Source organism: Telluria sp. ZT3P39 (assembly GCF_059685935.1).
The window spans coordinates 373,473-397,963 of the sequence record NZ_JCASIH010000003.1 but is presented as its reverse complement, the minus strand read 5'-3'; the positions used below and the strand labels follow the sequence as shown (position 1 = coordinate 397,963).

25 protein-coding genes are annotated in these 24,491 nt (G+C 65.7%); 16 read left to right on the top strand and 9 right to left on the bottom strand.

Features of this window, described 5'->3' with window-relative positions; all coding sequences use genetic code 11:
• Window positions 1-50: 50 nt before the first annotated feature.
• A complete protein-coding gene (locus AC56LR_RS05860) occupies window positions 51-341 on the bottom strand; it encodes a DnaJ domain-containing protein (RefSeq protein WP_497128485.1) in 291 nt (96 codons plus the stop codon).
• A gap of 275 nt (window positions 342-616) precedes the next feature.
• On the opposite strand from AC56LR_RS05860, the gene AC56LR_RS05855 reads away from it, so the two are divergent.
• The 3 genes from AC56LR_RS05855 to AC56LR_RS05845 all read left to right on the top strand — a co-directional run bounded on the left by AC56LR_RS05855 (window position 617) and on the right by AC56LR_RS05845 (window position 5,421).
• Window positions 617-2,377, top strand: a complete 1,761-nt coding sequence (locus AC56LR_RS05855; RefSeq protein ID WP_497128483.1) for a glutamine--tRNA ligase/YqeY domain fusion protein — start codon at window positions 617-619, stop codon at window positions 2,375-2,377.
• A 241-nt stretch (window positions 2,378-2,618) separates the two neighbouring features.
• On the top strand, window positions 2,619-4,478 hold the full coding sequence (locus AC56LR_RS05850) for a sensor histidine kinase (RefSeq protein WP_497128481.1): 1,860 nt from the start codon (window positions 2,619-2,621) through the stop codon (window positions 4,476-4,478).
• 250 nt (window positions 4,479-4,728) lie between these two features.
• Entirely contained in the window at window positions 4,729-5,421 is a 693-nt protein-coding gene (locus tag AC56LR_RS05845; RefSeq protein ID WP_497128479.1) for a glycine-rich domain-containing protein, read from the top strand.
• 88 nt (window positions 5,422-5,509) lie between these two features.
• On the opposite strand, the gene AC56LR_RS05840 is transcribed toward AC56LR_RS05845, so the two are convergent.
• Window positions 5,510-5,737 carry a hypothetical protein gene (locus AC56LR_RS05840; RefSeq protein WP_497128477.1) on the bottom strand — a complete coding sequence of 76 codons (228 nt, stop codon included), beginning with the start codon at window positions 5,735-5,737 and terminating at the stop codon, window positions 5,510-5,512.
• The gene (locus tag AC56LR_RS05835; RefSeq protein WP_497128475.1) at window positions 5,734-6,648 is read right to left on the bottom strand and encodes an SDR family oxidoreductase; all 915 of its coding nucleotides are present in this window, start codon (window positions 6,646-6,648) and stop codon (window positions 5,734-5,736) included. Before AC56LR_RS05835 ends, AC56LR_RS05840 begins: the two co-directional genes overlap by 4 nt.
• Before the next feature lie 149 nt (window positions 6,649-6,797).
• Between AC56LR_RS05835 and AC56LR_RS05830 the strand changes: the two genes are divergently transcribed.
• Together AC56LR_RS05830 and AC56LR_RS05825 are read left to right on the top strand one after the other, a co-directional pair.
• A complete protein-coding gene (locus tag AC56LR_RS05830) occupies window positions 6,798-7,826 on the top strand; it encodes a CDP-6-deoxy-delta-3,4-glucoseen reductase (RefSeq protein WP_497128473.1) in 1,029 nt (342 codons plus the stop codon).
• A 120-nt stretch (window positions 7,827-7,946) separates the two neighbouring features.
• Window positions 7,947-8,336, top strand: coding sequence for an HPF/RaiA family ribosome-associated protein (locus AC56LR_RS05825; RefSeq protein WP_497128471.1), 390 nt, complete (start codon window positions 7,947-7,949; stop codon window positions 8,334-8,336).
• A 39-nt stretch (window positions 8,337-8,375) separates the two neighbouring features.
• Here the strand turns inward: AC56LR_RS05825 and AC56LR_RS05820 are convergent, their stop codons facing one another.
• Window positions 8,376-9,194, bottom strand: coding sequence for a helical backbone metal receptor (locus AC56LR_RS05820; protein ID WP_497128469.1), 819 nt, complete (start codon window positions 9,192-9,194; stop codon window positions 8,376-8,378).
• Between the two features lie 102 nt (window positions 9,195-9,296).
• Between AC56LR_RS05820 and AC56LR_RS05815 the strand changes: the two genes are divergently transcribed.
• Together AC56LR_RS05815 and sbcB are read left to right on the top strand one after the other, a co-directional pair.
• Complete coding sequence (locus AC56LR_RS05815) at window positions 9,297-10,262, top strand: GGDEF domain-containing protein (protein ID WP_497128467.1); 966 nt, start codon at window positions 9,297-9,299, stop codon at window positions 10,260-10,262.
• Between the two features lie 105 nt (window positions 10,263-10,367).
• Entirely contained in the window at window positions 10,368-11,816 is a 1,449-nt protein-coding gene (sbcB, locus tag AC56LR_RS05810; protein ID WP_497128465.1) for an exodeoxyribonuclease I, read from the top strand.
• Window positions 11,817-11,843: 27 nt separating this feature from the next.
• Here sbcB and pyrF read toward each other — a convergent pair whose 3' ends face one another.
• Complete coding sequence (gene pyrF, locus AC56LR_RS05805; protein WP_497128463.1) at window positions 11,844-12,665, bottom strand: orotidine-5'-phosphate decarboxylase; 822 nt, start codon at window positions 12,663-12,665, stop codon at window positions 11,844-11,846.
• A 145-nt stretch (window positions 12,666-12,810) separates the two neighbouring features.
• Here pyrF and AC56LR_RS05800 point away from each other — a divergent pair, with 145 nt between their 5' ends.
• The 9 genes from AC56LR_RS05800 to AC56LR_RS05760 all read left to right on the top strand — a co-directional run bounded on the left by AC56LR_RS05800 (window position 12,811) and on the right by AC56LR_RS05760 (window position 19,010).
• Complete coding sequence (locus AC56LR_RS05800) at window positions 12,811-13,422, top strand: LemA family protein (protein ID WP_497128461.1); 612 nt, start codon at window positions 12,811-12,813, stop codon at window positions 13,420-13,422.
• A gap of 3 nt (window positions 13,423-13,425) precedes the next feature.
• Window positions 13,426-14,283, top strand: coding sequence for a TPM domain-containing protein (locus tag AC56LR_RS05795; RefSeq protein ID WP_497128459.1), 858 nt, complete (start codon window positions 13,426-13,428; stop codon window positions 14,281-14,283).
• Between the two features lie 5 nt (window positions 14,284-14,288).
• On the top strand, window positions 14,289-14,792 hold the full coding sequence (locus AC56LR_RS05790; RefSeq protein ID WP_497128457.1) for a TPM domain-containing protein: 504 nt from the start codon (window positions 14,289-14,291) through the stop codon (window positions 14,790-14,792).
• A gap of 67 nt (window positions 14,793-14,859) precedes the next feature.
• Complete coding sequence (locus AC56LR_RS05785) at window positions 14,860-15,441, top strand: helix-turn-helix domain-containing protein (RefSeq protein WP_497128455.1); 582 nt, start codon at window positions 14,860-14,862, stop codon at window positions 15,439-15,441.
• On the top strand, window positions 15,438-15,959 hold the full coding sequence (locus AC56LR_RS05780; RefSeq protein WP_497128453.1) for a GNAT family N-acetyltransferase: 522 nt from the start codon (window positions 15,438-15,440) through the stop codon (window positions 15,957-15,959). Before AC56LR_RS05785 ends, AC56LR_RS05780 begins: the two co-directional genes overlap by 4 nt.
• Window positions 15,960-16,121: 162 nt before the next feature.
• Complete coding sequence (locus AC56LR_RS05775; RefSeq protein ID WP_497128451.1) at window positions 16,122-16,886, top strand: SDR family NAD(P)-dependent oxidoreductase; 765 nt, start codon at window positions 16,122-16,124, stop codon at window positions 16,884-16,886.
• A 639-nt stretch (window positions 16,887-17,525) separates the two neighbouring features.
• On the top strand, window positions 17,526-17,792 hold the full coding sequence (locus AC56LR_RS05770; protein WP_497128449.1) for a hypothetical protein: 267 nt from the start codon (window positions 17,526-17,528) through the stop codon (window positions 17,790-17,792).
• A gap of 70 nt (window positions 17,793-17,862) precedes the next feature.
• Window positions 17,863-18,264 carry a VanZ family protein gene (locus AC56LR_RS05765; protein WP_497128447.1) on the top strand — a complete coding sequence of 134 codons (402 nt, stop codon included), beginning with the start codon at window positions 17,863-17,865 and terminating at the stop codon, window positions 18,262-18,264.
• A gap of 161 nt (window positions 18,265-18,425) precedes the next feature.
• Window positions 18,426-19,010, top strand: a complete 585-nt coding sequence (locus AC56LR_RS05760) for a hypothetical protein (RefSeq protein WP_497128445.1) — start codon at window positions 18,426-18,428, stop codon at window positions 19,008-19,010.
• Between the two features lie 178 nt (window positions 19,011-19,188).
• Here the strand turns inward: AC56LR_RS05760 and AC56LR_RS05755 are convergent, their stop codons facing one another.
• From AC56LR_RS05755 to galT, 4 genes are read right to left on the bottom strand one after another with little or no spacing between them, the layout of a single operon-like run.
• A complete protein-coding gene (locus AC56LR_RS05755) occupies window positions 19,189-21,015 on the bottom strand; it encodes a glycoside hydrolase family 2 protein (protein WP_497128443.1) in 1,827 nt (608 codons plus the stop codon).
• Window positions 21,012-22,100, bottom strand: a complete 1,089-nt coding sequence (galK, locus tag AC56LR_RS05750) for a galactokinase (RefSeq protein ID WP_497128441.1) — start codon at window positions 22,098-22,100, stop codon at window positions 21,012-21,014. The genes AC56LR_RS05755 and galK overlap by 4 nt, the downstream gene beginning before the upstream one ends.
• Before the next feature lie 2 nt (window positions 22,101-22,102).
• Window positions 22,103-23,206 (bottom strand): M24 family metallopeptidase, encoded by a 1,104-nt coding sequence (locus tag AC56LR_RS05745; protein WP_497128439.1) that lies wholly within the window; start codon window positions 23,204-23,206, stop codon window positions 22,103-22,105.
• Window positions 23,203-24,309 carry a galactose-1-phosphate uridylyltransferase gene (gene galT, locus AC56LR_RS05740; RefSeq protein WP_497128437.1) on the bottom strand — a complete coding sequence of 369 codons (1,107 nt, stop codon included), beginning with the start codon at window positions 24,307-24,309 and terminating at the stop codon, window positions 23,203-23,205. The genes AC56LR_RS05745 and galT overlap by 4 nt, the downstream gene beginning before the upstream one ends.
• Between the last annotated feature and the right edge of the window lie 182 nt (window positions 24,310-24,491).

The following is a 24,491-nucleotide window of genomic DNA, read 5'->3' as shown; positions in this document are numbered from 1 at the left end:
CGTTGGTTGGGCGCCGACAGCAATCGGCGCCGGCCGGCAGCCGGCCCGGCTCAGTGCGGGAGGTTCACGCCGTTGAGCGCGAACACCGAGCGCCACAGCTCGAAGGCTTCGGCCTCGGCATCGAGCACGATGCGGTGGTTCACGCTCTGGTTGTACTCGGCGCGCTTGACCGGGTCGGACAGGACCTCGTAGGCCTTCGACACCGCCTTGAAGCGCGCCTCGGCGCCCGGCGCCTGGTTGCGGTCCGGGTGGTAGCGCATCGCCAGGGAGCGGTAGACCTTCTTGATCTCGTCGTCGCCGGCATTCGGGGCAACGCCGAGGATCGCGTATAAATTTTCCAACTGAAACTCTCCCGGCCAAGGCCGCTAACAATGCCGCACTTGCGGCAAGTCCGGCAAAAACGAGATTATCCTATAGAAAACGATCACGTGGCGAAGCTGCCCACGGAGCCCAGTGGGGTGACGAGGGTTTTCATGCCTGGACCCTTCGGTTTGGGCGAATTTGCCACAAGTATGTTCTCGCCTGGCGTGCCGTACCGTGCGCTCCACCACATAGGAGGCCGCCTGCCCCGCCGTACGGTAAAATGTTCGTTACTTCCCCATCCAGAAACTTCTTCATGAGCAACGATAAGAACAAACCGGCGGCGACCAACGCGCCGACGCCTCCGTCTAATTTTCTGCGCGCCATTATCGACAATGACCTCGCGGCCGGCACCCATGCGCGCGAAGGCATGCCGCAAGTCATCACCCGCTTCCCGCCGGAGCCGAACGGCTACCTGCACATCGGCCATGCGAAATCGATCTGCCTGAACTTCGGCCTGGCGCGCGACTACGCCGGCCGCTGCCACCTGCGCTTCGACGATACCAATCCGGAGAAAGAAGACCAGGAATACGTCGACACCATCATGGACAGCGTGAAATGGCTCGGCTTTTCCTGGAGCCAGGGCGGGGAGGAATTCCTGCACTATGCCTCCGACTATTTCGACAAGCTCTACGCGATCGCCGAATACCTGATCGAAAAAGGCCTGGCCTACGTCGACAGCCAGAGCGCCGAAGACATGGCGAAGAACCGCGGCAATTTCGGCACGCCGGGCACGAATTCGCCCTTCCGCAACCGCCCGGTCGCAGAATCCCTGCAGCTGTTCCGCGACATGAAGGCGGGGAAATTCAAGGACGGCGAACACATCCTGCGCGCCAAGATGAGCGAGGACGCGATGGCCTCGCCGAACATGACCAACCGCGATCCGGCCCTGTACCGCATCCGCCATGCGCACCACCACCGCACGGGCGACGACTGGTGCATCTACCCGATGTACGACTACACCCATCCACTGTCCGATGCGCTGGAGTCGATCACCCATTCGATCTGCACCCTCGAATTCCAGGACCACCGTCCGTTCTACGACTGGCTGATCGCCACCGCGACCGAAGGCGGCTTCTTCACCCCGCCGGTGCCGCGCCAGTACGAGATGTCGCGCCTGAACCTGACCTATGTCGTCATGTCCAAGCGCAAGCTGCGCCAGCTGGTCGACGAAGGCATCGTGTCCGGCTGGGACGATCCGCGCATGCCGACCATCGTCGGCCTGCGCCGCCGCGGCTATACGCCGGAATCGATCCAGCTGTTCTGCGAGCGCATCGGTGTGTCGAAGTCCGACGGCTGGATCGACATGAGCACGCTCGAAGGTTCGCTGCGCGACGACCTCGACCCGAAAGCGCCGCGCGCCATCGCCGTCCTGCGTCCGTTGAAGCTGATCGTGGATAATTTCCCCGAGGGCGAAGCACACGAATGCACCTCGCCGGTCCACCCGCACCACCCAGGCATGGGCGCACGCAGCTTCCCGTTCACGCGCGAACTGTGGATCGAACAAGAAGACTTCATGGAAACCCCGACCAAGGGCTATTTCCGCTTCACGCCGCCCGTCGGCGACCAGCCGGGCAGCCGCGTGCGCCTGAAGTACGGCTATGTGGTCGAGTGCACCGGTTTCGAGAAAGATGCCGACGGCAAGGTAACGGCCGTGCACGTGAACTACTTCCCGGATTCGAAATCGGGCACGCCGGGCGCGGACAACTACAAGGTCAAGGGCAACATCACCTGGGTCAGCGCCGCCTCGGCACTCGAGGCCGAAGTGCGCCTGTACGACCGCCTGTTCCTCGATGCCCAGCCGGACGCGGGCGGCAAGGACTTCAAGGCCCTGCTCAATCCGAACGCCCTGGAAACCGTGACCGCCTATCTCGAGCCGGGCATGGCGGCAGCCCTGCCGGAGCAGCGCTTCCAGTTCGAGCGCCACGGCTATTTCGTGGCCGACCAGGTCGATTCAACGCCGGGCAAGCCGGTGTTCAACCGCGTGACCACGCTCAAGGACAGCTGGGCGAAGTAAGCGCTTCGGCATCGGCAGTCGACTGCCGCAGCACCGTCGCCCCGGCGCAAGCCGGGGCCCGGGTGCTGCGTGCAGTCGCGATGCGTCCCTCCCCTGAAACCTTTCCAATTCCCCAACACCCGTTGGTTTTTTGGTAAACCTATCCATCCTGATAGGTTCTTCGTCGCCTAAACCCGCTTAGCGTATGAACGTCTGTCGCATAAAGACGACGACTTCATCTTTGCAAGCGAGGCCACGGATCATGTCTTCCCGCCGTCACCCTGCCATTCTGGCCAGGCTGCCAACGACCCTGCTCACCGGGGCGCTGCTGTCCCTGGCCGTTGGCGCCGGCCTTTACCTCGCCACCGCGGAAGCCATCGAAAGCGATACGCAGACGCGTTTCCACGGCATGGCGCGCGCCGCCCAGTACACGATCGACGCCCGCATCAAGAGCTATTCCGACGTGCTGCGCGGTGCGGCCGGCCTGTTCCGCGCAAATCCGGATGCCGGCGCCGACGAATTCCGCCACTATGTCGAACAGCTCGACACGCGCCGCAACTTCCCCGGCATCGAGGTCATGAACTATGCGCGCACCGTCGGCCCGGATGAGCTGGCGGCAGTGGACGCGGACGTGCGCCGCCGCCTGCGCCAGCACGGCATGCCCGAGCCTGCCACGAAGCTGCGTCCCATACCCGGCCGCCACAGCTACACGATCCTGGTCTACATGGAGCCGGCCACCCCGCAAACGCTCGACAAGCTCGGCCTCGACCTGGAAGCGCGCAGCTACATCCGCCGCACGGCTGCGGATTCGCGCGACAACAACACCATTGCCGCCTCGGGTTTCCGCGTCAGGATCATGCCGGGGCCGATCCAGAACGTGCTCGCGATGCGCCTGCCGGTGTACCGCAGCGACATGCCGATCGACACCGTGCCCCAGCGCCGCGCCGCCTATATCGGCTCGGTCGGGATCGGGTTCGGCGTCAACAGGGTGGTCAACGGGGTGCTCGACGAATTCCCCGTCAAGGGCGCGCGCCTGGTGCTCACCGACCTCACCGACATGCCGCCGGAGCCGGGCGAGGCACGCCCCAACGCCGTCCTCTACGACAGCCAGGCGAGCTTGCGCGATCCGAATCCGGCGCCGGCCGGGCAGGAAGGCGCCGTGCTGCGCGCCAGCCTGCCGATCGAATTCAACCAACGCCGGTGGCGCGCCGACTTCAGCATCGACAAGGCCTCGCTGTATACGCGTTTCGACGTGTATTACCCGTGGCTGGCGGCGCTCGCGGGCACGCTCAGCACCGCCCTGCTCTACGCGCTGTTCCAGACCATGGCCTCGTCGCGCCGCAGCGCCTTGCGCATGGCCGAGGACATGACGCGCGAGCTGCGCGCCAGCCAGGGCAAGCTGCAGGCCACCAACGAGAAATTGCGGCTGCTGGCCGCGCATGCGGAACAGATCAAGGAAGGCGAGCGCAAGCGCATCGCGCGCGAGATCCACGACGAGCTGGCGCAGAACCTGCTGGCGCTGAAGATCGAGGCCGAGATCCTGGCCAACCGCACGCGCGGACGCCATGGCCGCCTGCACGAGCGCGCCGACGCGACCGTGCGCCAGATCGACGTCACCATCCGCAGCGTGCGCCAGATCATCAACGACCTGCGGCCGAACGTGCTCGACCTGGGCCTGAACGCGGCGGTGGACTGGCAGGTGGCGGACTTCGCGCGCCGCACCGGCATCGAATGCGAGCTGGTGGAAGACGAAACCGAGCACCACCTGGACGACCACTGCGCCACCGCGCTGTTCCGCATCCTGCAGGAGTCGCTCAACAACGTGGCGCGCCACGCGCGCGCCAGCAAGGTGCGGATCGACCTGCACGAGCACGCGGGGATGCTGACCATGACGATCCGCGACAACGGCGTCGGCATGGAGCCTGGCAGCCGCAACCGCAATGGCTCGTTCGGGCTGGTGGGGATCGAGGAGCGCGTCAACATCCTCGGGGGCAGCTTCTCGATCAGCAGCGGCCCGCATACCGGCACCACCATCGTCGTCACGATCCCGATCCGCGGCGACGGGCAGGGCCTGCGCCACGTGGCGCGCGACAGCGATTTCACGCTGTCCGCGCTGGCCTGAGTGCCTGCCCGCATCAGCGTTTGGAGCTTGTTGTGGCGTTTCTGCACAGCAGTTTCTTGCTTGATCGAACTCAACATTAAATATGACCGCGCGCAGGACAATTCTTATCACTGCCACCGGTCAAGATGAAAGCCTTGGCTTCCGATTAACCCGCACAGCCTGATCAGGAGGGATCTTCTGAAGCACCGCTCCACCACTAGGGATAATTAGAAGTGCCTTATTAAACATACCAAAACCAAAGGTGAAAATCATGTCGACTACCGAATTCGCAGCATTTGAAACGCTCGATCTGGCTCCGATCAAGATGAAGCTGATGCACGTGCAGTCCGGTGAAGGCTGGTCCGCCATGCGTGCCGATGCCGTGGAAGCGGAGTACCGCCGGTTCCTGTTCCTGATGAAGAAATACCCGGACGCGGGCGCATCGCCCACCGTCGATGTCGACACCTTCTGGCACTACCACATCCTCGACACCATGAAATACGCGGCCGACTGCGAAGTGGTGTTCGGCTACTTCCTGCACCACTACCCGTACGTCGGCATCGGCGCCGGTGCGAACGAAGGCGAGCACGCTGCCGGCGGCGAACGCATGCGCGATATCTACGAAGCGGAATTCGGCGCCTGGCCTGCCGCCAAGGCCGCGTACGCATTCTGCTCGTCGCCCGGCAAGCCACGTGCAACCGCCAGCGCCGCGCATGCGTTCTGCTCCTCGCCGGGCAAGCCGGGCGACGCTGCCAATGCGGCATATGCATTCTGCTCGTCGCCCGGCAAGCCACTTGTAACCGCGAGCGCCGCGCACGCCTTCTGCTCGTCGCCAGGCAAGCCCGGCCAGGCGAGCAGCGCCGCATATGCCTTCTGCTCCTCGCCGGGCAAGCCAGGCGAAGCCGCCACCGCGGCGTACGCATTCTGCTCTTCGCCAGGCAAGGCGCTGGCGCACGCGGCCTGAATGCGGTCAAAGCAACGGCCGGGGTGGCGACAAGCGCCAACCCGGCCGTTTTTTCGTTTTCGCAGCGTCGTGCGCAACGATCGAGGAGTTACTTCTTCTTGCCTGGCACAACCTTGGTCATGCCGCTGGCGTCGAACAGCTTGCGGGCGTCGAGGTGGGCGCGGTCGATGGTGCGCATGTCCGGCTGCTCGTCGTGCGGGACAAAGAATTCCTTGTCCTGCGCCTGCACCACGATCTTGATCGCGGCGTTTTCGGTGATGCCGTATTTCTCCACGATCAGCGTGGTTACTTCATCGAGGTATTCTTCATAGGTCATGCTTGGTTCTCCTTCAGGGAGCGTGATTGTACGCGGGCGAAGCCTTCCAGCGCCACCGTTACCTCAGGATAGCGCAGCCGCATGCGCAGCTCGCGCTTCAGGCGCGTATTGTCCAGCCGGCGCGATTCGGACATGTACGACAGCAGCGTCGGTGTGACCACCTCCTGCAGCGCGGCGCGCGCCAGCCGCGGCGGGCGCTGCATGCCGAACGCGTCGGCGACCGCATCGAAATAGTCGGCCATCTTCATGCGCGTATCGTCCACCGCATGCAGCACGCGCCCGCCGCGCGTGCGCAACAGCGCCTGCACGGCGATCCGCGCCAGGTCGTCGGCATGGATATGGTTGGTGTAGACGTCGTCTTCCGCCCGCAATGCCGGGGTGCCCAGCTCCAGGCGCCTGAAAGGCAGGCGCTCGGCCGCATAGATGCCGGGCGCGCGCAGGATCGCCAGCCGGGTGCCGTTGACGAAGGCCCAGGCCCGCAATACGCGCTCGGCGTCCACGCGGCGCCGGGCGCGCGCATTCTTCGGCGCCACCGGGCGCGATTCGCGCACCAGCTCACCGCCGCAGTCGCCGTAGACGCCGCTCGTGCTCACATAGGCCAGCCGCGCGGCCGGCCCGAGCGCCGCGACCAGGTGGCGCGTGCGGCGGTCTTCAACGCCGTCCGGCTGGGGCGGCGCCAGGTGCAGCACCCAGTCGGCCAGGCCGCGCAACCGCCCGAGAGTGTCCGGGCGGTCGAGGTCCGCCACGATGGGCACGGCGCCGGCGGCGCGCAATTCTGCGCAGCGCTCCGGCTGGCTGGTGAGCGCGAACACGCGCCAGCGCCCGCGCACCAGCGGCAGCACGCGCATGCCGACGTCGCCGCAGCCGACGATGAGCAGGCGCGGACGGTTGAATGCAGCAAAGCGGGTCATGGGAAGAAAAGGAAAGTCCGGGCGCGCCAATGTAGCACAGCGGCTGGCGTGCCGCGGCGCAAAGACCGGCGGTGTAGAATACCGCCCTGTCGCACCACCCGTTTTCCCTATCAACGCCTGCCCGCGCAGGCCTTAACCATCGACACCGCATGACCTTCCAGATCACCGTCCAGCCCAGCGGCCACCAGTTCACCTGCGAGGCCGATGAAACCGTTCTGTCCGCCGCCATCCGCGCCGGCATCGGCCTGCCCTACGGCTGCAAGAACGGCGCCTGCGGTTCCTGCAAAGGCAAGGTGCTCGATGGCTCCGTTCAGCACAAGCCGCACCAGCAGCGCGCCCTGGGTGAGACCGAAAAAACCGCCGGCATGTCGCTGTTCTGCTGCGCCGTGCCCGAGGGCGACCTGGTGATCGAAGCGCGCGAAGTGGGCGGCAGTTCGGAATACCCGATCCGCAAGATGCCGACCCGGGTCGCCGGCATCTGCAAGGCCGCGCCGGACGTCGCCATCGTCACCCTGCAGCTGCCGGCCAACGAGGCCCTGGCCTACCGCGCCGGCCAGTATGTCGAATTCCTGCTCAAGGACGGCAAGCGCCGCGCCTACAGCATCGCCTGCGCGCCGTCGTTTACCGGCCCGCTCGAACTGCACATCCGACACCTGGAGGGCGGCCTGTTCACCGACCACGTCTTCGGCGCCATGAAGGAGCGCGACATCCTGCGCTTCGAAGGCCCGCTCGGCACCTTCTTCCTGCGCGAAGAATCGAACAAGCCGATCGTGCTGCTGGCCTCGGGCACCGGCTTCGCGCCGGTCAAGGCCCTGGTGGAGCACCTGATGCACCTGAAATCTACCCGCCCCGTGCACCTGTACTGGGGCGGCCGCCGCCCGCAAGACCTGTACATGGACGAATTGTGCCGCGCCTGGGAAACCACCCTGCCCGACTTCCAGTACGTGCCGGTGATTTCGGATGCGCTGCCTGACGACGCCTGGCAGGGCCGCAGCGGCTACGTGCACGCCGCCGTGATGCAGGACCTGCCGGACTTGTCTGGCCACCAGGTCTATGCCTGCGGCGCCCCCATCATGGTCGATTCCGCGCGGCGCGACTACGTGGCACAGTGCGGGTTGCCGGAAGACGAGTTCTTTGCGGATGCGTTTACGAGCGAAGCGGATCTGGCGCAACCCTGAGCGCAAGTGCAAGCTGGTCACCCTTGCAACCCGCCGGGACGACCCCACGTGTCGTAACGGGACGCGGCAAATTCAGCGCCGCATGTAAGATGTAGTTGTTATGACAACAGGAGCGATCTTATGCAAATCAATGTAAATACCGACAACACCATTGAAAAACACCAGGGCCTGGACGAACACGTGGAATCCGTGGTCCAGAGCTCGATCGGCCGTTTCGGCGAACAGGTCACCCGCGTCGACGTGCACCTGAGCGACGAGAACAAGGAAAAGCATGCCGACGGCGGCAATTACTGCATGATGGAAGCGCGCGTTGCCGGCTACCAGCCGATCGTCGTGCATGAGCACTCGACCGAACTGCACCAGTCGATCAAGAACGCCGGCGGCAAGCTGGCCCGCGCCCTTGACAGCGCCCTCGGCCGCCTGGCAGACAAGAACAAGCACGCACCGGCCGCGGTGGCGATCGACGAAGATATCGATCCGCTGTCCGACAAGCATCTGACCGACTCGTAATCCCGCATCACGCGCACGCCCGGCTCCTGGGCGTGCGCACTAGTATCCCGTTTCGCCTTCCACCATCGCCCTCAGCGTGCGCAAATAGCGCAAGCCTGCCAGTGCGCGGCTGCCGTACCACGACATCATTTCTCCATCGACCAGGAAGACCGGGATGCCGAGCTGCTTCTCGAGCGCATCCGCATGCGCTTCCGTGAAACGGTAGGGTTCGGTGGACAGCAGGACCGCATCGAGCTGGCCGACCAGTGCCTCGGTCCAGTCGAAGCACGGATAGCGCGCCGCGCCGAGGGTTGGCACCGTCCAGCCCAGTTCCCCCAGCATGGCGGCGATATAGGTGCCGCTGGAAACGCTCATCCACGGGTCCTGCCAGATGCAGTACAGCACGGTGCGCGGCGGGGCTGTGGGCAGCGCGCGCAGGGCCGCGTATTCCTGCTCGAAGGCGGCGCACCACTTCTCCGCCGCTTCCTCCCGGCCGAAGATCCCGCCCATCAGCCGCGCCAGCGCCAGGTTGTCGCGCGGAACCAAGGGGTGCGTGACCACGATGTTCGGCACGCATTCCGCCAGTTTCTCCACCGTCGGCTTCTCGTTCTCGTCGATGTTCACCACGAGATGGGTCGGCGCGAGCTTGCGGATTTTCTCGATGTTCACATCCTTGGTGCCGCCGATTTTCGGGATGGCCTCCAGCGCCGCGCGCGGATGGATGCAAAATCCCGTGCGGCCGACCAATTGCCCGGCCAGGCCGAGGTCGCACAGCAGCTCGGTAATCGAGGGCACCAGCGACACGATACGGGCGCCGGGCGCAGGAAGATGCGGGTGGCCCGCGGCGTCGACCAGAGGGAGAGAGGCAGGATTCGTCATGGCCGCTATTGGACCACTGTTGTTTCTGGAACGCCAGCCCGCGCTCGTCTATTGCAATGGGTTATCATTCCAGGTCGTAATGACATTTCTTCCCGACACCCTGTGAACCCGATCGGCACCTTCGGTGCATCCCGCTACGCCGTGCGCGACCTGCAATTGTTCCGCGACGCCGACGACCCGGCCGTAACAAAGGCGCTCGCCCCTTGCGCCATCGTGCGGGTGGCGGCCGGCGAGCGGGTCGAGGACGGCTTGCGCGCGCGCCTGTATATCGTGCTGTCGGGCTCGCTGGAAGTGGCGCCGGATGCGCACAGCGGCCATGAAGACAGCGGCATCACCCGGGTATTGCCCGGCGAAAGTGTCGGCGAGCAGGCGGTGCTCGACGACGCGGTGAATCTGGCGGCGATGACGGCGCTCGAGGACAGCGAGCTGCTGGTGATTGAGCCGGAACTGGTGTGGCAATTGATCGACCGCTCGAACGTGCTGGCGCGCAACCTGCTGCGCCTGCTGTCCTTCCGGGTGCGCGCCGCCAACGTCCTGTTGCGCCGGCGCCAGAAGCTCGGCGAGTTCTACCGCCAGCTCTCGCTCAACGACGCCCTCACCGGCCTGTACAACCGCGCCTGGCTCAATGAAATGCTGCCCAAGCTCGCGGCCCGCGCCCATCAGGACGGCAGCCCGCTGTCGGTCATCATGATCGACCTCGACCATTTCAAGCGCTTCAACGACACCCATGGCCACGTCGCGGGCGACGCGGCCTTGTCGAGCGCCGCCGGCGTGATCCGCGATTCGCTGCGGCCATCGGACTTTGCCGTGCGCTATGGTGGCGAGGAATTGATGGCGGTCTTGCCGGACACCCACCTGGGGCTGGCGGAAATGGTGGCCGAACGCCTGGCCGAGCGCCTGCGCGCGGCCATGGTCTTCCCCGACATGCGCCTGCCCATGCCCCATATCACCGGTTCCTTCGGCGTGGCCACCCTCGGGGACGGCGGCGACGAGCACGCGCTGGTGGCGGCCGCCGACGCCGCGCTCTACCGCGCCAAGGAAGCCGGCCGCGACCGCGTCAGCGTCTGAAGCCGCGTTCGGCGCAAACGGGCCTGCGGGACGGCTGACGCCGCGCCCATTCTGTGCCACCATGGCGCCTGCCCGCCGCAGTCGCGGCGAACACCATAACAATACATGAGCACGCATACCTTCCTCTGGCACGACTATGAAACCTTCGGCGCGGTCCCGCGCCGTGACCGCCCGGCCCAGTTCGCCGCCATCCGCACCGACGCCGACCTCAACGAGATCGGCGAACCGGTCATGCTGTATTGCCAGCCGGCGCCGGATTTCTTGCCCGACCCGCAATCCTGCCTGATCACCGGGATCACGCCCCAGCACTGCCTGGAACGGGGCGTGCCCGAGCACGAGTTCGCGCACCAAGTCGAGGCCGCCTTCAGCGAGCCCGGCACCATCGGCGTGGGCTACAACACGATCCGCTTCGACGACGAGGTCACGCGCCACCTGTTCTGGCGCAACCTGATCGACCCGTATGCGCGCGAATGGCAGAACGGCTGCGGCCGCTGGGACCTGCTGGACGTGGTGCGCATGGTGTATGCGCTGCGCCCGGAGGGCATCGAATGGCCTTCGCGCGAAGACGGCAAGCCGAGCTTCCGGCTGGAACACCTCACCACCGCCAACGGCCTGGTGCACGAGGCGGCGCACGACGCGCTGTCGGACGTGCGCGCCACCATCGCGCTGGCCCGCCTGATCCGGCAAAAACAGCCGAAGCTGTTCGACTTCTGCCTGGAACTGCGCCGCAAGGACCGCGTGGCCGCCGAAATGGGCCTGCACCTGGAGCCGAGCCAGCGCCAGCCCTTCCTGCACGTGTCCGGCATGTTCCCGGTCGAGTACGGTTGTCTGGGCCTGGTCTGGCCGCTGGCCCAGCATCCGACCAACAAGAACGAGATCCTGGTGTGGGACTGCCGCCACGATCCGTCCGAATTGTTCACGCTCGACGTCGAAACGATCCGCCTGCGCATGTTCACCCGCAGCGCCGACCTGCCCGAAGGCGTGACCCGCCTGCCGATCAAGAGCGTGCACCTGAACAAATCGCCCATGCTGGTCGGTAACCTCAAGACGCTGCAGCCGGCCGCGGCCGCGCGCTGGGACATCGACCTGGAGCGCGGGCGCGCCCATGCGGCGCTGGCGGCGAACGGACGCAACATGACGGCGATCTGGGCGCAGGTATTCCAGAAGCCGGCCTCGACCGTTGAAGTGGACGTGGACGAAGACCTGTACGGCGGTTTCGTTGGCAACGGCGACCGCCGCAAGCTCGAATCGCTGCGCCACGAAAAACCGGCGGCGCTGGCCGGCATGCGGCCCTCGTTCGAGGACGAGCGCCTGGCCGAACTGTTCTTCCGCTACCGCGCGCGCAACTTCCCGCAAACCTTGTCGGCCGAGGAAGCGCAGCAGTGGGAAGAGCACCGCGCCGCGCGCCTGTTCGACGGCGCCGGCGGTGCGCGTACGGTGGACCAGCTGTTCGGGGAAATCGATGCGCTGTCGGAGACGGCGGACGAGCGGGCCGAGGAGATCCTGGGGGCGCTGTACGACTATGTGGAGTTGATTGCGCCGGAGCGGTATTGAGGGTGCTCGCGCTTCACCAGCGCCTCCTTACCCCCGCGCCTTGTTGATCGCATCGCGCGTCTCGCGCGCCACCCTGCGCGCCGCAGCCGCGAAATCCTCCCCCTCCTGCGGCGCCGCATACAAGATCGCCCGCGACGAATTGATCATCATCCCGGTGCCACCTGGCGTGCGGCCCGCCTTGACCGTCGCCTCCACATCCCCGCCCTGCGCGCCCACGCCCGGGATCAGCAAAGGCATGTCTCCCACCAGCTTGCGCACCTCGGCGATTTCTTCCGGGAAGGTCGCTCCCACCACCAGCGCCAGCTGGCCATTGCGGTTCCACTTGTCCGCCACCAGTTGCGCCACGTGCTGGTACAGCGGCCGCCCGCCGACGTCGAGGAATTGCAGGTCCGAGCCGCCCGCGTTCGAGGTACGGCACAGCACGATCACGCCGCGGTCGGCCCACTCCAGGTAAGGCTCGACCGAATCGAAGCCCATGTAGGGATTGACGGTCACCGCGTCCGCGCCGTAGCGGTCAAAGGCTTCGCGGGCGTACTGGTGGGCGGTGGCGCCGATGTCGCCGCGCTTGGCGTCGAGCACCAGCGGAATGTGCGGATAATTCGTGCGCAGGTAGCTGCAGATTTCTTCCAGCTGGCTCTCCGCGCCGAGCGCCGCGAAGTACGCGATCTGCGGCTTGAAGGCGCAGGCCAGGTCGGCGGTCGCGTCGATGATGGCCTTGCAGAACTGAACGATGGCGTCCGGCTGGCCCTGCAAGTGGGCCGGGAAACGCGCCAGGTCCGGGTCGAGCCCGACGCACAGCAGCGAATCGTTGCGGGTCCATGCAGCGGAAAGTTTGTCGATGAAATTCACTCTAGGCCCCTTGTCGGTCGATTATTGCAAACCCAATATTGTACCCGCCGGCTTCGCAGGCCGTCCCGCGCCCCGATGATGCGCCAAAAAATCTTTACATCATGTATATTTTGATTATTCGACAACTTGCTGCGGATTATTAATTATGACCTTTACTTTCTTCTCCCGTTGGACCCGTACCCTGGCCCTGGCCATCCTCACCGGTTCGCTGCTGTCCGGCTGCGGCTATAACGAATTCCAGACCAAGGACGAAGCGACCAAGGCGGCCTGGGGCGAAGTGGTCAACCAGTACCAGCGCCGTGCCGACCTGATCCCGAACCTGGTCAATACCGTCAAGGGCTATGCCTCGCACGAGCGCGAAACGCTCGAGGCCGTGACACGCGCCCGCGCGGCCGCCACCAGTTTCCAGATCACGCCGGAAGTGCTGAACAATCCGGAAGCCTTCAAGAAATTCCAGCAGGTGCAGGGCGAACTGTCCGGCGCGCTGTCGCGCCTGATGGTGGTCTCGGAAAAATATCCTGACCTGAAGGCCGACACCAGCTTCCGCGACCTGCAGTCGCAGCTCGAAGGCACCGAAAACCGCATCACGGTGGCGCGCCAGCGCTATATCGCGGCGGTGCAAGACTATAACGTTTCGGTGCGCCAGTTCCCGAACAACCTGACCGCCATGGTCTTCGGCTACGAAACCAAGCCGTCGTTCACGGTCGAGAACGAAAAAGCGATCTCGACTGCTCCGTCGGTCAACTTCGGCAAATAAACGATGCGCGCGTTTTCAAAGGGCCATTTCCTGCACTCGATCTGGGCCCTGCTGCTCGCCTGCGTGCTGGCCAGCCCGGCATTCGCCCAGCTCAAGCCGGTCCCGGCGCTGAGCGGCCGCGTGGTGGACCAGGCCGGCATGCTCGACGCCGCCCAGCGCGAGCGGCTCACCGCCGTGCTGGCCGATTACGAGGCCCGCACCGGCAGCCAGATCGCCGTGCTGCTGGTCAAGTCGACCGAGCCCGAAGCGATCGAGCAGTACAGCATCCGCGTCTCGGACGCCTGGAAGCTGGGCCGCAAGGGCGTCGACGATGGCGTGCTGCTCATGGTGGCGCGGGATAACCCGAGCGCGCTGCGCCGGCTGCGCATCGAAGCCGGGCGCGGCGTGCAGGGCGTGCTCACCGACGCGCAATCGAAACGCATCCTGCAAGATGTGATCGCGCCGCATTTTCGCCAGAACCATTACTACGAAGGACTGGTGGCTGGCGTCGGCGCCATCGCCACAGTGCTGAACAAGGAAGCCTTTCCGGCTCCGGCACAACGGCAGGTGCCGCCGGGCCAGCTCCAGCAAGATAGCGGAGGAGGAGGTTTTTCGATGTTCACCATTCTGGCAATCGTGATTGGTTTTACCCTGCTGCGCTCGATCTTCCGCCCGCGCCGCAGCCGGCTCTCTCCGGGTCATTGGGGCCGTAGCAGCAGTGGCCTGGGCAATGTTGCAACCGGCATCATCCTCGGCAATGTCCTCGGCGGCCTTGGCCGCGGCGGCGGCGGCTTCAGCGGTGGTGGTGGCGGATTCGGTGGCGGCGGCTTTTCCGGCGGCGGCGGCAGCTTTGACGGCGGCGGCGCCTCGGGAGATTGGTAATGGGTATGGGACACAGCATTGGGCGCGCATGGCGCCACCTCACCAGCAGCAGCGCCGAAGCCAAACGGGCCTTCCCTGAAGCGACGCTCAGCGCCCTCAGCGAAGCCATCACGGCCGGCGAACAAACCCACCGCGGCGAAGTCCGCCTGATCGTCGAGAAGGCCCTGCCCTTCGACGATGCCTGGGATGGCGTCACCAACCGCCAGCGCGCACTGGCGCTGTTCGCCGACTATGGCCTCTGGGACACGGAAGACAATTGCGGCGTGCTCATCTACGTGAACCTGGCCGAGCACAAGGTGGACATCGTGGCCGACCGCGGCATCGACCGCAAGATCGACAGCGCCACCTGGCAGGCGGTGTGCCAGACCATGACCGCCGGCTTCAAGGCGGGCCAGTTCCATGATGCGACGCTGGCGGCCGTCAAGCAGGTGAACGAACTGCTGCGCACCCACTTCCCGGCCAATGGCTCGCGGGCAAACGAATTGCCGGATCAGCCACTGATGCTGTAAGCACCCGCTTCGGCAAACGTCAAAAAATCCAGTATACGGGATTCTTCAATCCTATATACTGGATGTCATGGACATCAATGAACTCATCGCTTCCCGCCTGCGTGAACTGCGCGCTGCGCAGGGCCTGACGCTGGCGGCCCTGGCCGACCGGAGCGGCGTCAGCCGTTCGACCATCTCGCTCATCGAGCGCGGCGAAAGCAGCGCGACCGCCACCGTGCTCGACAAGCTGAGCGCCGCGCTCGGCGTCACGCTTGCCTCGCTCTTCGAACAGCCCCGTGCTGCGCCCTCCCCCTTATCGCGCCGCCAGGACCAGCCGGTGTGGACCGACCCGGGGTCCGGCTATGTGCGCCATCAGCTTTCACCCGCCGCGTATTCGCCGATCCAGCTGGTGGAAGTCGATTTTCCTGCGCGGCAGCGCGTGGCCTACGAAACGGCGGCGCGCAACGTCGATGTCTACCAGCAGGTCTGGATCATCGAAGGCACGATGGAATTGACCGTGGGCGACACCCCCTGGCGCCTCGCCACGGGCGACTGCATCGGCATGCGGCTCGACCAGCCGATCGTCTTCCACAACCCGGCCGATGTTCCGGCGCGCTACCTCGTCGCCCTGGTCTCGCAGGCGCACAAACCTCCAAGGAAAGAAGAATGACGAACCCTTATCGCGTGCGCCGGCTTGATGCGGGCGAGGCGGCAGCCTGCACCGGGCAACTGGCCGACCTGCTGCTCGACTGCGTCGAAGGCGGGGCATCGGTAAGCTTCATGCTGCCCATGCAGCGCGAGACCGCGCTGCGCTTCTGGCAGGACGTGGCCGATGGGGTGGCCCGCGGCGAGCGCACGCTGCTGGTGGCCGAGGACGCTCACGGCATCGCCAGCACCGTCCAGCTGCTTACCGGCATGCCCGAGAACCAGCCGCACCGCGCCGACGTCGCCAAGCTGCTGGTGCACCGCCGCGCCCGCAATTGCGGCATCGGCCAGCGCCTGATGCAGGCGGTGGAAGACGCCGCCCGCACGCAGGGCCGAAACGTGCTGGTGCTCGACACCGCCGATGCCGGCGCGGCCCGCCTGTACGAGCGCCTGGGCTGGCAGCGGGTCGGCGTGGTGCCGGACTATGCGCTGATGCCGAACGGCCAGTTGTGCGCCACCACCTTCTTCTACAGGCATGTGTGAGACATGCCGCTCGCTTCCAGGCGCGCTTCCTGCCTTTGGGGTGCGCAGCACGGAAGACGTGCTGCGCGAACTCGCGGCCTGATTGATGCAGCAAGCCTGCTCCGTCCGCCGTCAAGGCGCCGATTCGCTACAATTGCCGTTTGCCCATTACGAAAGCCCGCCATGAGACTAGCCGACAAAACCGCAATCATCACCGGCGCCAGCCAGGGGATCGGCCTTGCCTGCGCCCAGCGCCTGGTGCAGGAAGGCGCGCGCGTGATGCTCGTCGATATCCGCCCCGAAGGCGCCGCCGCTGCCGCCGCACTGGGCGAGGCCGCGCGCTTCTACCAGGCCGACGTCGGCATCAAGGCCGAGGTCGACGCAATGATCGCGGCCACGCTCTCGAGCTTCGGCCAGGTCGATATCCTCATCAACAATGCGGGCGTGACCCATGCGGCCGATTTCCTCGACCTGACGGAAGACGATTTCGACCGCGTGCTGCGGATTAACCTGAAGTCGATGTTTTTGTGCAGCCAGGCTGCCGCCCGCGAGATGGTGAAACGCCAGAGCGGCTGCATCATCAATATGTCGAGCGTCAATGCCGAGCTGACCATCCCGAACCAGGTGCCGTATGTGGTGTCCAAGGGCGGCGTGAACCAGCTCACGCGCGTGACCGCCATCAGCCTGGCCCAGCACGGCATCCGCGTAAACGCGATCGGCCCCGGCACGATCCTGACCGAGCTGGCCAAGAAAGCCGTGCTCGGCAGCCCGGAGGCGCGCCACACCATCCTGTCGCGCACCCCGCTCGGCCGCTGCGGCGAACCGGAAGAAATCGCCTCGATCGCCGCCTTCCTGGCGAGCAGCGACGCTTCGTACATGACCGGCCAGACCCTGTATGCCGACGGTGGACGCATGGCGCTGAACTACACGGTTCCCGTACGCGAATAAGCGCCGCCAGCCGGAAGAATCAGCTGGAGATATGCGGAATATCAATGTCTGGTATCAAAACTCGCAATTGGACATATATTTGGCAACGCAACATAATCGCACCTGTCTCCACTATTCTCCTCCAAGAAAATAGTTTTAAGCCCGCCTCGAGCGGGCTTTTTTTTGCCCAGAAATAAGTACCTGCAAGGCACCCTGTACGGCCTGAAGCGGCGCGCGTCCTGCGCGACTTTGTTGAGATCGCGCTATGCCGGAAGGGTTCGCCTAGCCCCGTTGACGTTTGATCCAGGTCACGGCGTGGTCACAATAAGCCCATATACTTTGAATCTACTGCGATACACGCAACCGATATGCGTGATCCCAGCAGGTGTGTTGCACCTACGTGCAGCACACCCACCGAACACGCGTCTCTTGGCCCGATCTTGGGTTGTGCCCGCCAGCTCCTGGCGGGCATTTTTTTCATATGTACAACATGCCAACATAAATCCGGTCACAAGGCTTGAAGCTGCGCGAAATTTGGCTATGATGAAGCTCCCGCCCTGCTTTTTCTCATCCGTAGGGTGCCGGACCACACGATAACAGGGAGCCTGTCCTATGAGTTTACGTGCATCCGAGTCATATTCGCATCCGCCCGAGCCAGTCATGTGCCGCCGTCACGATGCCGACGGCAACCTGGTCCTCGTCGAGCTCAATCCCCTGGCCGTCATCGACCAGCCCGATGACGCGAGCATGCCGCTGGATTTGCTGACCTTCGGCAGCGTGCGCGAAACCTGCCCCAAATGCCGGCACAGCCACCTCAAGCTCGTGCTGCGCCAGACCAGTGTGCGCATGGCGCACCTCTTTTGCGCCGATTGCGAGAGCTGCTTCGACGCGCATTACACCAACGGCGCCCCGGCGCTGACGATCTGATCAGCAGGACGGGTGTGGCCGCTTAGCCGGCAGGCATGGTATCTTTGGCGTTTGCCAACGCCTCAACGTCATGCCAGCCATCCTGTCCTACCTCCTGCTCGACCCCCGCCTGCGCAGCGCCCGCCTCGGCCTGGCCCTGGTGGTCTATGCGGGCGTGATCGTCGCCGGTTCGATTCCCGGCGCGCGCGCCGGGATCGGCGAATACGCGCCGGGCGTCGTGCTGCATGGCCTGACCTATGCCGCCCTGACCCTGCTGTGGTTCCTCGGCAGCACGGGAAGCGGACCGGTGCGCGCCGTCAAGGCCGTGCTGGCGATCGCCCTGATGGGCGCTGGCGACGAACTGGTGCAAAGCTTCCTGCCCTACCGCTCGGGCGACATACGCGACTGGATGGTCGACGTCACCGCCGCACTGCTGACCAGCACCCTGCTGGCCATGCTCCTGCCGCAACGCGACCCGGTGCGCCCGCGCTGACAAGCGCGGTCTGGAAAATTCCGCCGGCCTCATCGCCTTTTTGATACAGCTCAGGTTTTACCCGGTTCAGCTGGAACGCTGACGCGCTTTCCGCCTCTTACCAGAGGTGGCACGCTGCATCGTCACGCATCCCACTGAACATCCATTACAAGGAGTTAACCATGAAGCAAAAACCCCAGAGCGTGATCCTGGCGGGCTTGCTGGCTGTGGCGCTGGGCCTGTCCGGGTGCGCCAGCACGCAGGGCGACAAGAGCGGCGAGTCATCCACCAGCGGCGGCATGTCCGGCAGCACGGGCGGCGCCACGGGCACCACCGGTTCCAGCAGCACCACCGATCCCGCCGACGCCGGCAGCTCGGGCAGCAGCGGCAGCTCCGGCACGTCCGGCAGCAGCAGCACCGGCTCGACCGGCTGGGACCAGTCCGGCACTTCCGGCACCAGCGGCAGCACGGGCAGCATGGGCGCCACCGGCGCGCAGGCTGGCGCGGCCAGCACCGCCAGCGCAAGTCCGAACAGCACCGTGCTGGCAATCGAGGTCATCCCGCGCGCCAGCGGCAGCGCAGGCAGCTCGGGCAGCGCCGGCAGCACGGGCGCCAGCGGAGCAGCCGGCGCCACCGGCAGCTCTACCTCCTACCGCGTCACCGTGCGCATGGACGACGGCAGCACCCAGGTCGTCACGCAAAACACCACGCCCGACTTCCGCAGCGGCGACCGGGTGAACGTCACCAGCGGCGTCATCCAGCGCTAGCCTCAGCGTCCGCGCATGCAGCATGCGGGGCCTGGCAGTGGCCGGGCTCACGCCGGCTGCCTGCCGGTTTCCCGTAGCGACCGCTGAACGGCATAAAAAAACGCGCACCATCCGATGCGCGTTCGTACAATCAGCGAGACGCACCCCGAGCAGGATGCGCCTTCGCGAACCTGCCTGCTTACGGCATGCCCGTCCCACCCGGCAAGCCATCCCCTTCCGTCTCGATATCCTTCTTCTGCAGCGGCACGTTGCGCGTGGCGGCGCTGATGACCTCCAGCGGCAGCTTCGGCGTGCGGTCGGCGTTGAGCAGGCCGTTCGCTTCCTGGAAGGTATCGGTGAACTGCGTGTAGCAGAATCCGCTGAACATGAAGGTTTCGTTCACCACCTGCAGCAGCCTGCGGTAGAGCGACGAATAGGTCTCGGCGCTATGCGCGCGCGAATAGCCCCAGGTCGTCTTGTCGGCATCCGGATTCTGCTTCGGATCGTAGGCAATGCCGCCGAACTCGGTGAGCACGATCGGCTGGCCGCGGTGCGGGAAACCATCGAGCGTCAGGATGCGTCCGCCTGGACGCCGTTGATCGAACAGAGTCCGCACCGGGTCGGTGACTGCATAGCGCGCCTGCACCTTTTCCGGGTCGCAGTCGTAATCGTGAATGCCGAGGATGTCGGTGGCCGAGGCTTCCCAGCCATCGTTGCCGATCACCGGCCGCGTCGAATCGAGCGTGCGCGTCAGGTGATACAGCGCCTCGACCGCATTGCGGTGCGCCTGGGTCAGGGTCAGGTTCGGCACCCCCCACGACTCGTTGAAGGCCACCCAGACGATGATGCAGGGGTGGCTGTAGTCGCGCTGGATCGCCTCGGTCCATTCGCGCACCATGCGCGTGATGGCCCGCGAGCTGAAGCGGTAGGCGGACGGCATCTCTTCCCACACCAGCAGGCCCAGCCTGTCGGCCCAGTACAGGAAGCGCGGGTCCTCGATCTTCTGGTGCTTGCGCACGCCGTTGAAGCCCATCAGCTTGACCAGTTCCACGTCGCGCTTCAAGTGCGCGTCCGAGGGCGCCGTCATGAAGGATTCGGGCCAGTAGCCCTGGTCGAGCACCAGGCGCAGCTGGTAAGGCCTCCCATTGAGCATGAAGCGGTCGCGGTTGATCGAGACCGAGCGCAGCGCCGTGTACGAGCGGATGCGGTCCAGGATCTGGTCGCCGCAGCGCAGCGTCACCTCGGCGTCGAGCAGGGTCGGACGCTCCGGGCTCCACAGGATCTCGTTGCGCGAATCGTCGATGCCCGGGTCGGACAAGGCGATCTTGCGGTTGGCTTCGCCGCCCAGCAGCTTGTAGTAATCGTCTGCCAGCAATTGCTCGCCGTGCCAGATCTTGACCTCGACGAACAGGTCTTGGTGGGTATGGCCGGCGGCAAACACCTCGCAGCCGATTTCATAGGTTTCGAAAATCGGGGTCCAGCGCAGCGAGGCGATATAGGTGTCTTCCACCTGCTCGACCCAGACGGTCTGCCAGATGCCGGTGGTGCGCGGATACCAGATCGAGTGCGGCTCGAGCAGCCAGTCCTGCTTGCCGCGCGGCTTGGCCAGGTCGGCCGGGTCGTCCTCGACGAACACGGTCACCACCTGCCTGCCGTTCTCGTTCATGGCGCCGGTGATGTCGGCCTGGAAGGGCGTGTGGCCGCCCTCGTGCTCGGCCACCAGGCGGCCGTTTACCCAGACGCGTGCGCTGTAGTCGACCGCGCCGAAATGCAGGATGGTGCGCTTGTCGTTGGGGGCGAGCTCGAATTCGCGCTCATACCAGACCGCGCGGTGGAAGCCGGTATCCTGGATGCCGCTCAGTTCTGTTTCGACCGCGAAGGGCACGTTGATGTCGTGGGTCCACTCGGGTGCGTTGTCCGGCAGCCGGTAGACCAGCTCGTCGTCGAAGCAGAAGCGCCATTGTCCGTTCAAATTGATCCAGTTGTCGCGCACCAGCTGGGGACGGGGGTATTCAAACTGACTCATTGTTGTCCTTTCTGTTCAGTCGGGACCGGAACCAGTATCCGGCCCTCTCGTCCATGTTCGTTATAGGCCGCCAGCGCGGCGGCGGCCGCTTCTTGCGCCTGCCCTGCCCGGCACAAGGCCACGCAGGCGCCGCCGAATCCGGCGCCGGTCAGGCGCGCCCCGAGCACGCCGGGCTGGGCGCGCAACTGCTCGCACAGGTCGTCGAGCTCGGGGATCGATACTTCGTAATCGTCGCGCAGGCTGAAGTGCGAGGCGTTCATCAGTTCGCCGAAGCGCTCGGCGCTGACGCCGTCCGCCGCTTCGAGCACGCGTAAATTTTCCTGCACCACGTGGCGGGCGCGCTCGCGCAGCGGCGAGGGCAGATCCTCCACGGTGGATGGATCGGTCACGTCGCGCAGCGCCCGCACGCCCAGCTTGCGCGAGGCTTCCTCGCACTCGGCGCGCCGTTCGTTGTACTTGCTGGCGGCGAGCTTGCGCGCGATGCCCGAATCAACCACGATCAATTCGGTATCGGGCGGCATTTTCACCAAGCGGTGTTCGAGCGTGCGCGCGTCGATGAACAGCATGCTGGTCTCGTCGGCCAGGCTCGACGCCATCTGGTCCATGATCCCGCAGTTCACATGCGCGTATTCGATTTCGGCGCGCTGGGCGATCTGCGCCAGCCTGACGTCGTCGAGTTCGAAGCCGAGCAGCGCGCGCATGGCGCGCAGCGTCGCCACCTCGAGTGCGGCCGACGACGACAGCCCCGAGCCCACCGGCAAATTGGTATCGACATAGATGCGCAGCGGCGGCACCTCGATGCCCTCCGCCTGCACCAGCCGGATGCAGCCCTCGATATAGCTGCCGAAGCCCTGCGGCGCATTGCCCTCGTAGGCGAAGGTGACGGTGTTGTCGAAAGTCGGCGAATAGAAATGGAAATGGTCGTCGCCGCTGCGGCTCATCGCCACCAGCGTGCGTTGCGGGGTCGCAACCGGCAGCATGAAGCCGTCGTTGTAGTCGGTATGTTCGCCCAGCAGGTTGACGCGCCCGGGGGCCGACGCGTTCACTTCCGGCGCGCCGCCGAAGAAGGTGTCGGTATTGAGCATGTTTACGCCTCCAGCCAAAGGGGCCGCATGCGGCCATGTACGTCCACCGCCGGCCAGCCGGGGTCGAACGTGAGGTTCTCGAGCCCTTCCGGGCCGAGCAGGAAAGTGTCTTCGATCTTGACGCCCGCGAAGCTCGGGTTGAATGCGAAGGCCATGCCTTCTTCGAGCAAGGTGGCGGTGCTCGGGCTGGCCACGATCTCGCGCGCCCGGTAGCCGGTGATGCCGCCCTGGTGATGCTCGCGGATCGCCGCCTCGCGGTCGGCGTGCTTGTAGGCTGCGTCCAGCGCGTGGTACACGGACGACAGCGACATGCCCGGCTTTACCGCCGCCAGGCCGGTGGCCTCGACTTGCATGAGCGCGCGCTGCTCGTCGAGCGGCGCCGCACCGAAAGAAACGAAGCGGGTCAGGTTGGCATACAGGCCGTGGCGGCGTGCGCAGAACACCAGCATCGCGTGCTGGCCGATCGGGTCGTGCGAGGGCACCGGATGGCGCCAGGCCGGCATGCGCCGTTCGCCGGCCACCAGCACCAGCGCCGGATGGATGCCGCGCCGCCACAGCGCCTGCGCGCCGGCGCCCGCCAGCTGGAATTCGGTCCAGTCGGGGCGCGCCTGGCGCAGGGTTTCGCTCATCGCTTCGGCCGCTTCCCGTCCCAGCAGGCGGTAGCGTTCGCGTTCGCCCGCGCCCAGCACCACGCGGCGCTGGCGCAGCGCGTTCGGCAACGGCTGCTCCCTGCCGTTGGCTGCGGCATCCGGACGGTCCGACAGGATGGTGCGCCCCGCCGCCGCGTTCTGCACATAGCGCTCGCGCAGCTCGGGTTCGGCCCAGGGCTCGGCGTGAAAGGTGAAGCCATCGGGGACTTCCTCGGCGCGCAGGCGCTCGGCTTCGATGGCATCGGTCAGGATGCAGGCTTCTTCAGGCGTGACCAGGACTTCGGCCACCCCATGGTCGGTGGTGTGCAGCACGGCGCTGGAGCCGCCGGCGGTGACCCAGGCGAACCAGTCGACGCCGCGCAGGCGCAGCGCCCCGGCATTGGCCGCCGCCAGGTGCGCGCGCAGCAGCGCCAGCTTGTCCGCGACCTCGGCCGCGCGTGATGGGCTTTGGGTCATCCGCGCTCCTCCACGAGTTCGTCCAGGCTCACTTCCACCTGCTGCAGTTCGTAGGCGGTGGTCTCGGGCAGCACGTCCATCGCGAACATGCCCGCCGCCAGCTCGGTGCCGGCCAGGTATTTCAGACGGTCTTTCGTGCGATACGGCGGATAGAACTGGGCGTGCAGCTGGGTCTCGGGATGCGCGGCGCCGTCGGTGGGCGCCTGGTACCAGGCCATCAGGTAGGGGAAAGGCCGGTCCCACAGCGTCTCGAACTTGAGCAGCACGGTCTTGAGCGCACGCGCCAGGCTGGTGCGCTGCGCCGGCGTCAGGGCGGCGAAATCCTTGCACGGGGCGGTCGGCATCACCCACACCTCGTAGGGATAGCGCGCGCAGGCCGGCACGAAAGCGATCGCATGCTCGTCCAGGTAGAGCACGCGCTTGCCGTCGGCCGCTTCGTCGCGCGCCATGTTGCACAGCAGGCTGCTGCCGTGCTGGAGAAAATATTCGCGCTCCTGCGCCAGCATCCGCGCCGGCACCGCCGGCACGAACGGGTAGGAATAGATCTGGCCATGCGGATGGTGCAGGGTCACGCCGACCTCGGCGCCGCGGTTCTCGAAGGGCAGCACGTAATGGATGTGCGGGTGGGCGCCGATGCGCCGGGTGCGGTCGCCCCAGACGGCCAGCAGCAGCTCGATGCGCGACAGCGGCAGCGAAGCCAGCGCCGCATCGGCCTGCTGGGTGAACACCACCACTTCGCAGTGGCCGTTGGCGGGCGCGGTCGGCACCGTCACGGTGGGCGGGTCATGCGACTCCAGCGCCAGCGAAGGGAAACGATTGTCGAACACGGCGATCTCGTAGTCGCCGGCCGGCATCTCGGTCGGGTGTTCGGCGTCGCTCATGGGCGCCAGCGGGTTGTACTGGGGAGGCGGCTGGTAGGTGCGGTTCTGGCGGAAGGCGGCGTAGCTTACCCACTCGCCGCGCAGCGGATGCCAGCGCAGGTGCGGGTTGGCATGCTGGGGTTCGGCAAATGGGCTGGGTGCGGTAATACCGTCCGGAATCGGCTGGTTGCTGTAGAGCGTAATATTGCGTCCGTCCGGCTTCTTGAGATCTTGGCTGTGCATGGCATCCAAAAATGTCGGCAATCGGCGCGAGCAGGCACCCGCCACAGCCGGTGCGCCCACGTTCTAGAGCCGATCCTAACATGCTGATTTCGCCACATTTTCCTGTGGGTATTGACGCATTTTCCGGGCGTCAACGACGCCATGCCGCAGTCCCACACTGCCATAGGCCAGCCGCCCTTTGC

What these genes read in the sequence shown, in the direction of transcription:
- AC56LR_RS05855 (WP_497128483.1), top strand. Translation starts at nt 617, where the DNA reads ATGAGCAACGATAAGAACAAACCGGCGGCGACCAACGCGCCGACGCCT.
- AC56LR_RS05850 (WP_497128481.1), top strand. Translation starts at nt 2,619, where the DNA reads ATGTCTTCCCGCCGTCACCCTGCCATTCTGGCCAGGCTGCCAACGACC.
- AC56LR_RS05845 (WP_497128479.1), top strand. Translation starts at nt 4,729, where the DNA reads ATGTCGACTACCGAATTCGCAGCATTTGAAACGCTCGATCTGGCTCCG.
- AC56LR_RS05840 (WP_497128477.1), bottom strand. Translation starts at nt 5,737, where the DNA reads ATGACCTATGAAGAATACCTCGATGAAGTAACCACGCTGATCGTGGAG.
- AC56LR_RS05835 (WP_497128475.1), bottom strand. Translation starts at nt 6,648, where the DNA reads ATGACCCGCTTTGCTGCATTCAACCGTCCGCGCCTGCTCATCGTCGGC.
- AC56LR_RS05830 (WP_497128473.1), top strand. Translation starts at nt 6,798, where the DNA reads ATGACCTTCCAGATCACCGTCCAGCCCAGCGGCCACCAGTTCACCTGC.
- AC56LR_RS05825 (WP_497128471.1), top strand. Translation starts at nt 7,947, where the DNA reads ATGCAAATCAATGTAAATACCGACAACACCATTGAAAAACACCAGGGC.
- AC56LR_RS05820 (WP_497128469.1), bottom strand. Translation starts at nt 9,194, where the DNA reads ATGACGAATCCTGCCTCTCTCCCTCTGGTCGACGCCGCGGGCCACCCG.
- sbcB (WP_497128465.1), top strand. Translation starts at nt 10,368, where the DNA reads ATGAGCACGCATACCTTCCTCTGGCACGACTATGAAACCTTCGGCGCG.
- AC56LR_RS05800 (WP_497128461.1), top strand. Translation starts at nt 12,811, where the DNA reads ATGACCTTTACTTTCTTCTCCCGTTGGACCCGTACCCTGGCCCTGGCC.
- AC56LR_RS05795 (WP_497128459.1), top strand. Translation starts at nt 13,426, where the DNA reads ATGCGCGCGTTTTCAAAGGGCCATTTCCTGCACTCGATCTGGGCCCTG.
- AC56LR_RS05790 (WP_497128457.1), top strand. Translation starts at nt 14,289, where the DNA reads ATGGGACACAGCATTGGGCGCGCATGGCGCCACCTCACCAGCAGCAGC.
- AC56LR_RS05785 (WP_497128455.1), top strand. Translation starts at nt 14,860, where the DNA reads ATGGACATCAATGAACTCATCGCTTCCCGCCTGCGTGAACTGCGCGCT.
- AC56LR_RS05780 (WP_497128453.1), top strand. Translation starts at nt 15,438, where the DNA reads ATGACGAACCCTTATCGCGTGCGCCGGCTTGATGCGGGCGAGGCGGCA.
- AC56LR_RS05775 (WP_497128451.1), top strand. Translation starts at nt 16,122, where the DNA reads ATGAGACTAGCCGACAAAACCGCAATCATCACCGGCGCCAGCCAGGGG.
- AC56LR_RS05770 (WP_497128449.1), top strand. Translation starts at nt 17,526, where the DNA reads ATGTGCCGCCGTCACGATGCCGACGGCAACCTGGTCCTCGTCGAGCTC.
- AC56LR_RS05765 (WP_497128447.1), top strand. Translation starts at nt 17,863, where the DNA reads ATGCCAGCCATCCTGTCCTACCTCCTGCTCGACCCCCGCCTGCGCAGC.
- AC56LR_RS05760 (WP_497128445.1), top strand. Translation starts at nt 18,426, where the DNA reads ATGAAGCAAAAACCCCAGAGCGTGATCCTGGCGGGCTTGCTGGCTGTG.
- AC56LR_RS05755 (WP_497128443.1), bottom strand. Translation starts at nt 21,015, where the DNA reads ATGAGTCAGTTTGAATACCCCCGTCCCCAGCTGGTGCGCGACAACTGG.
- galK (WP_497128441.1), bottom strand. Translation starts at nt 22,100, where the DNA reads ATGCTCAATACCGACACCTTCTTCGGCGGCGCGCCGGAAGTGAACGCG.
- AC56LR_RS05745 (WP_497128439.1), bottom strand. Translation starts at nt 23,206, where the DNA reads ATGACCCAAAGCCCATCACGCGCGGCCGAGGTCGCGGACAAGCTGGCG.
- galT (WP_497128437.1), bottom strand. Translation starts at nt 24,309, where the DNA reads ATGCACAGCCAAGATCTCAAGAAGCCGGACGGACGCAATATTACGCTC.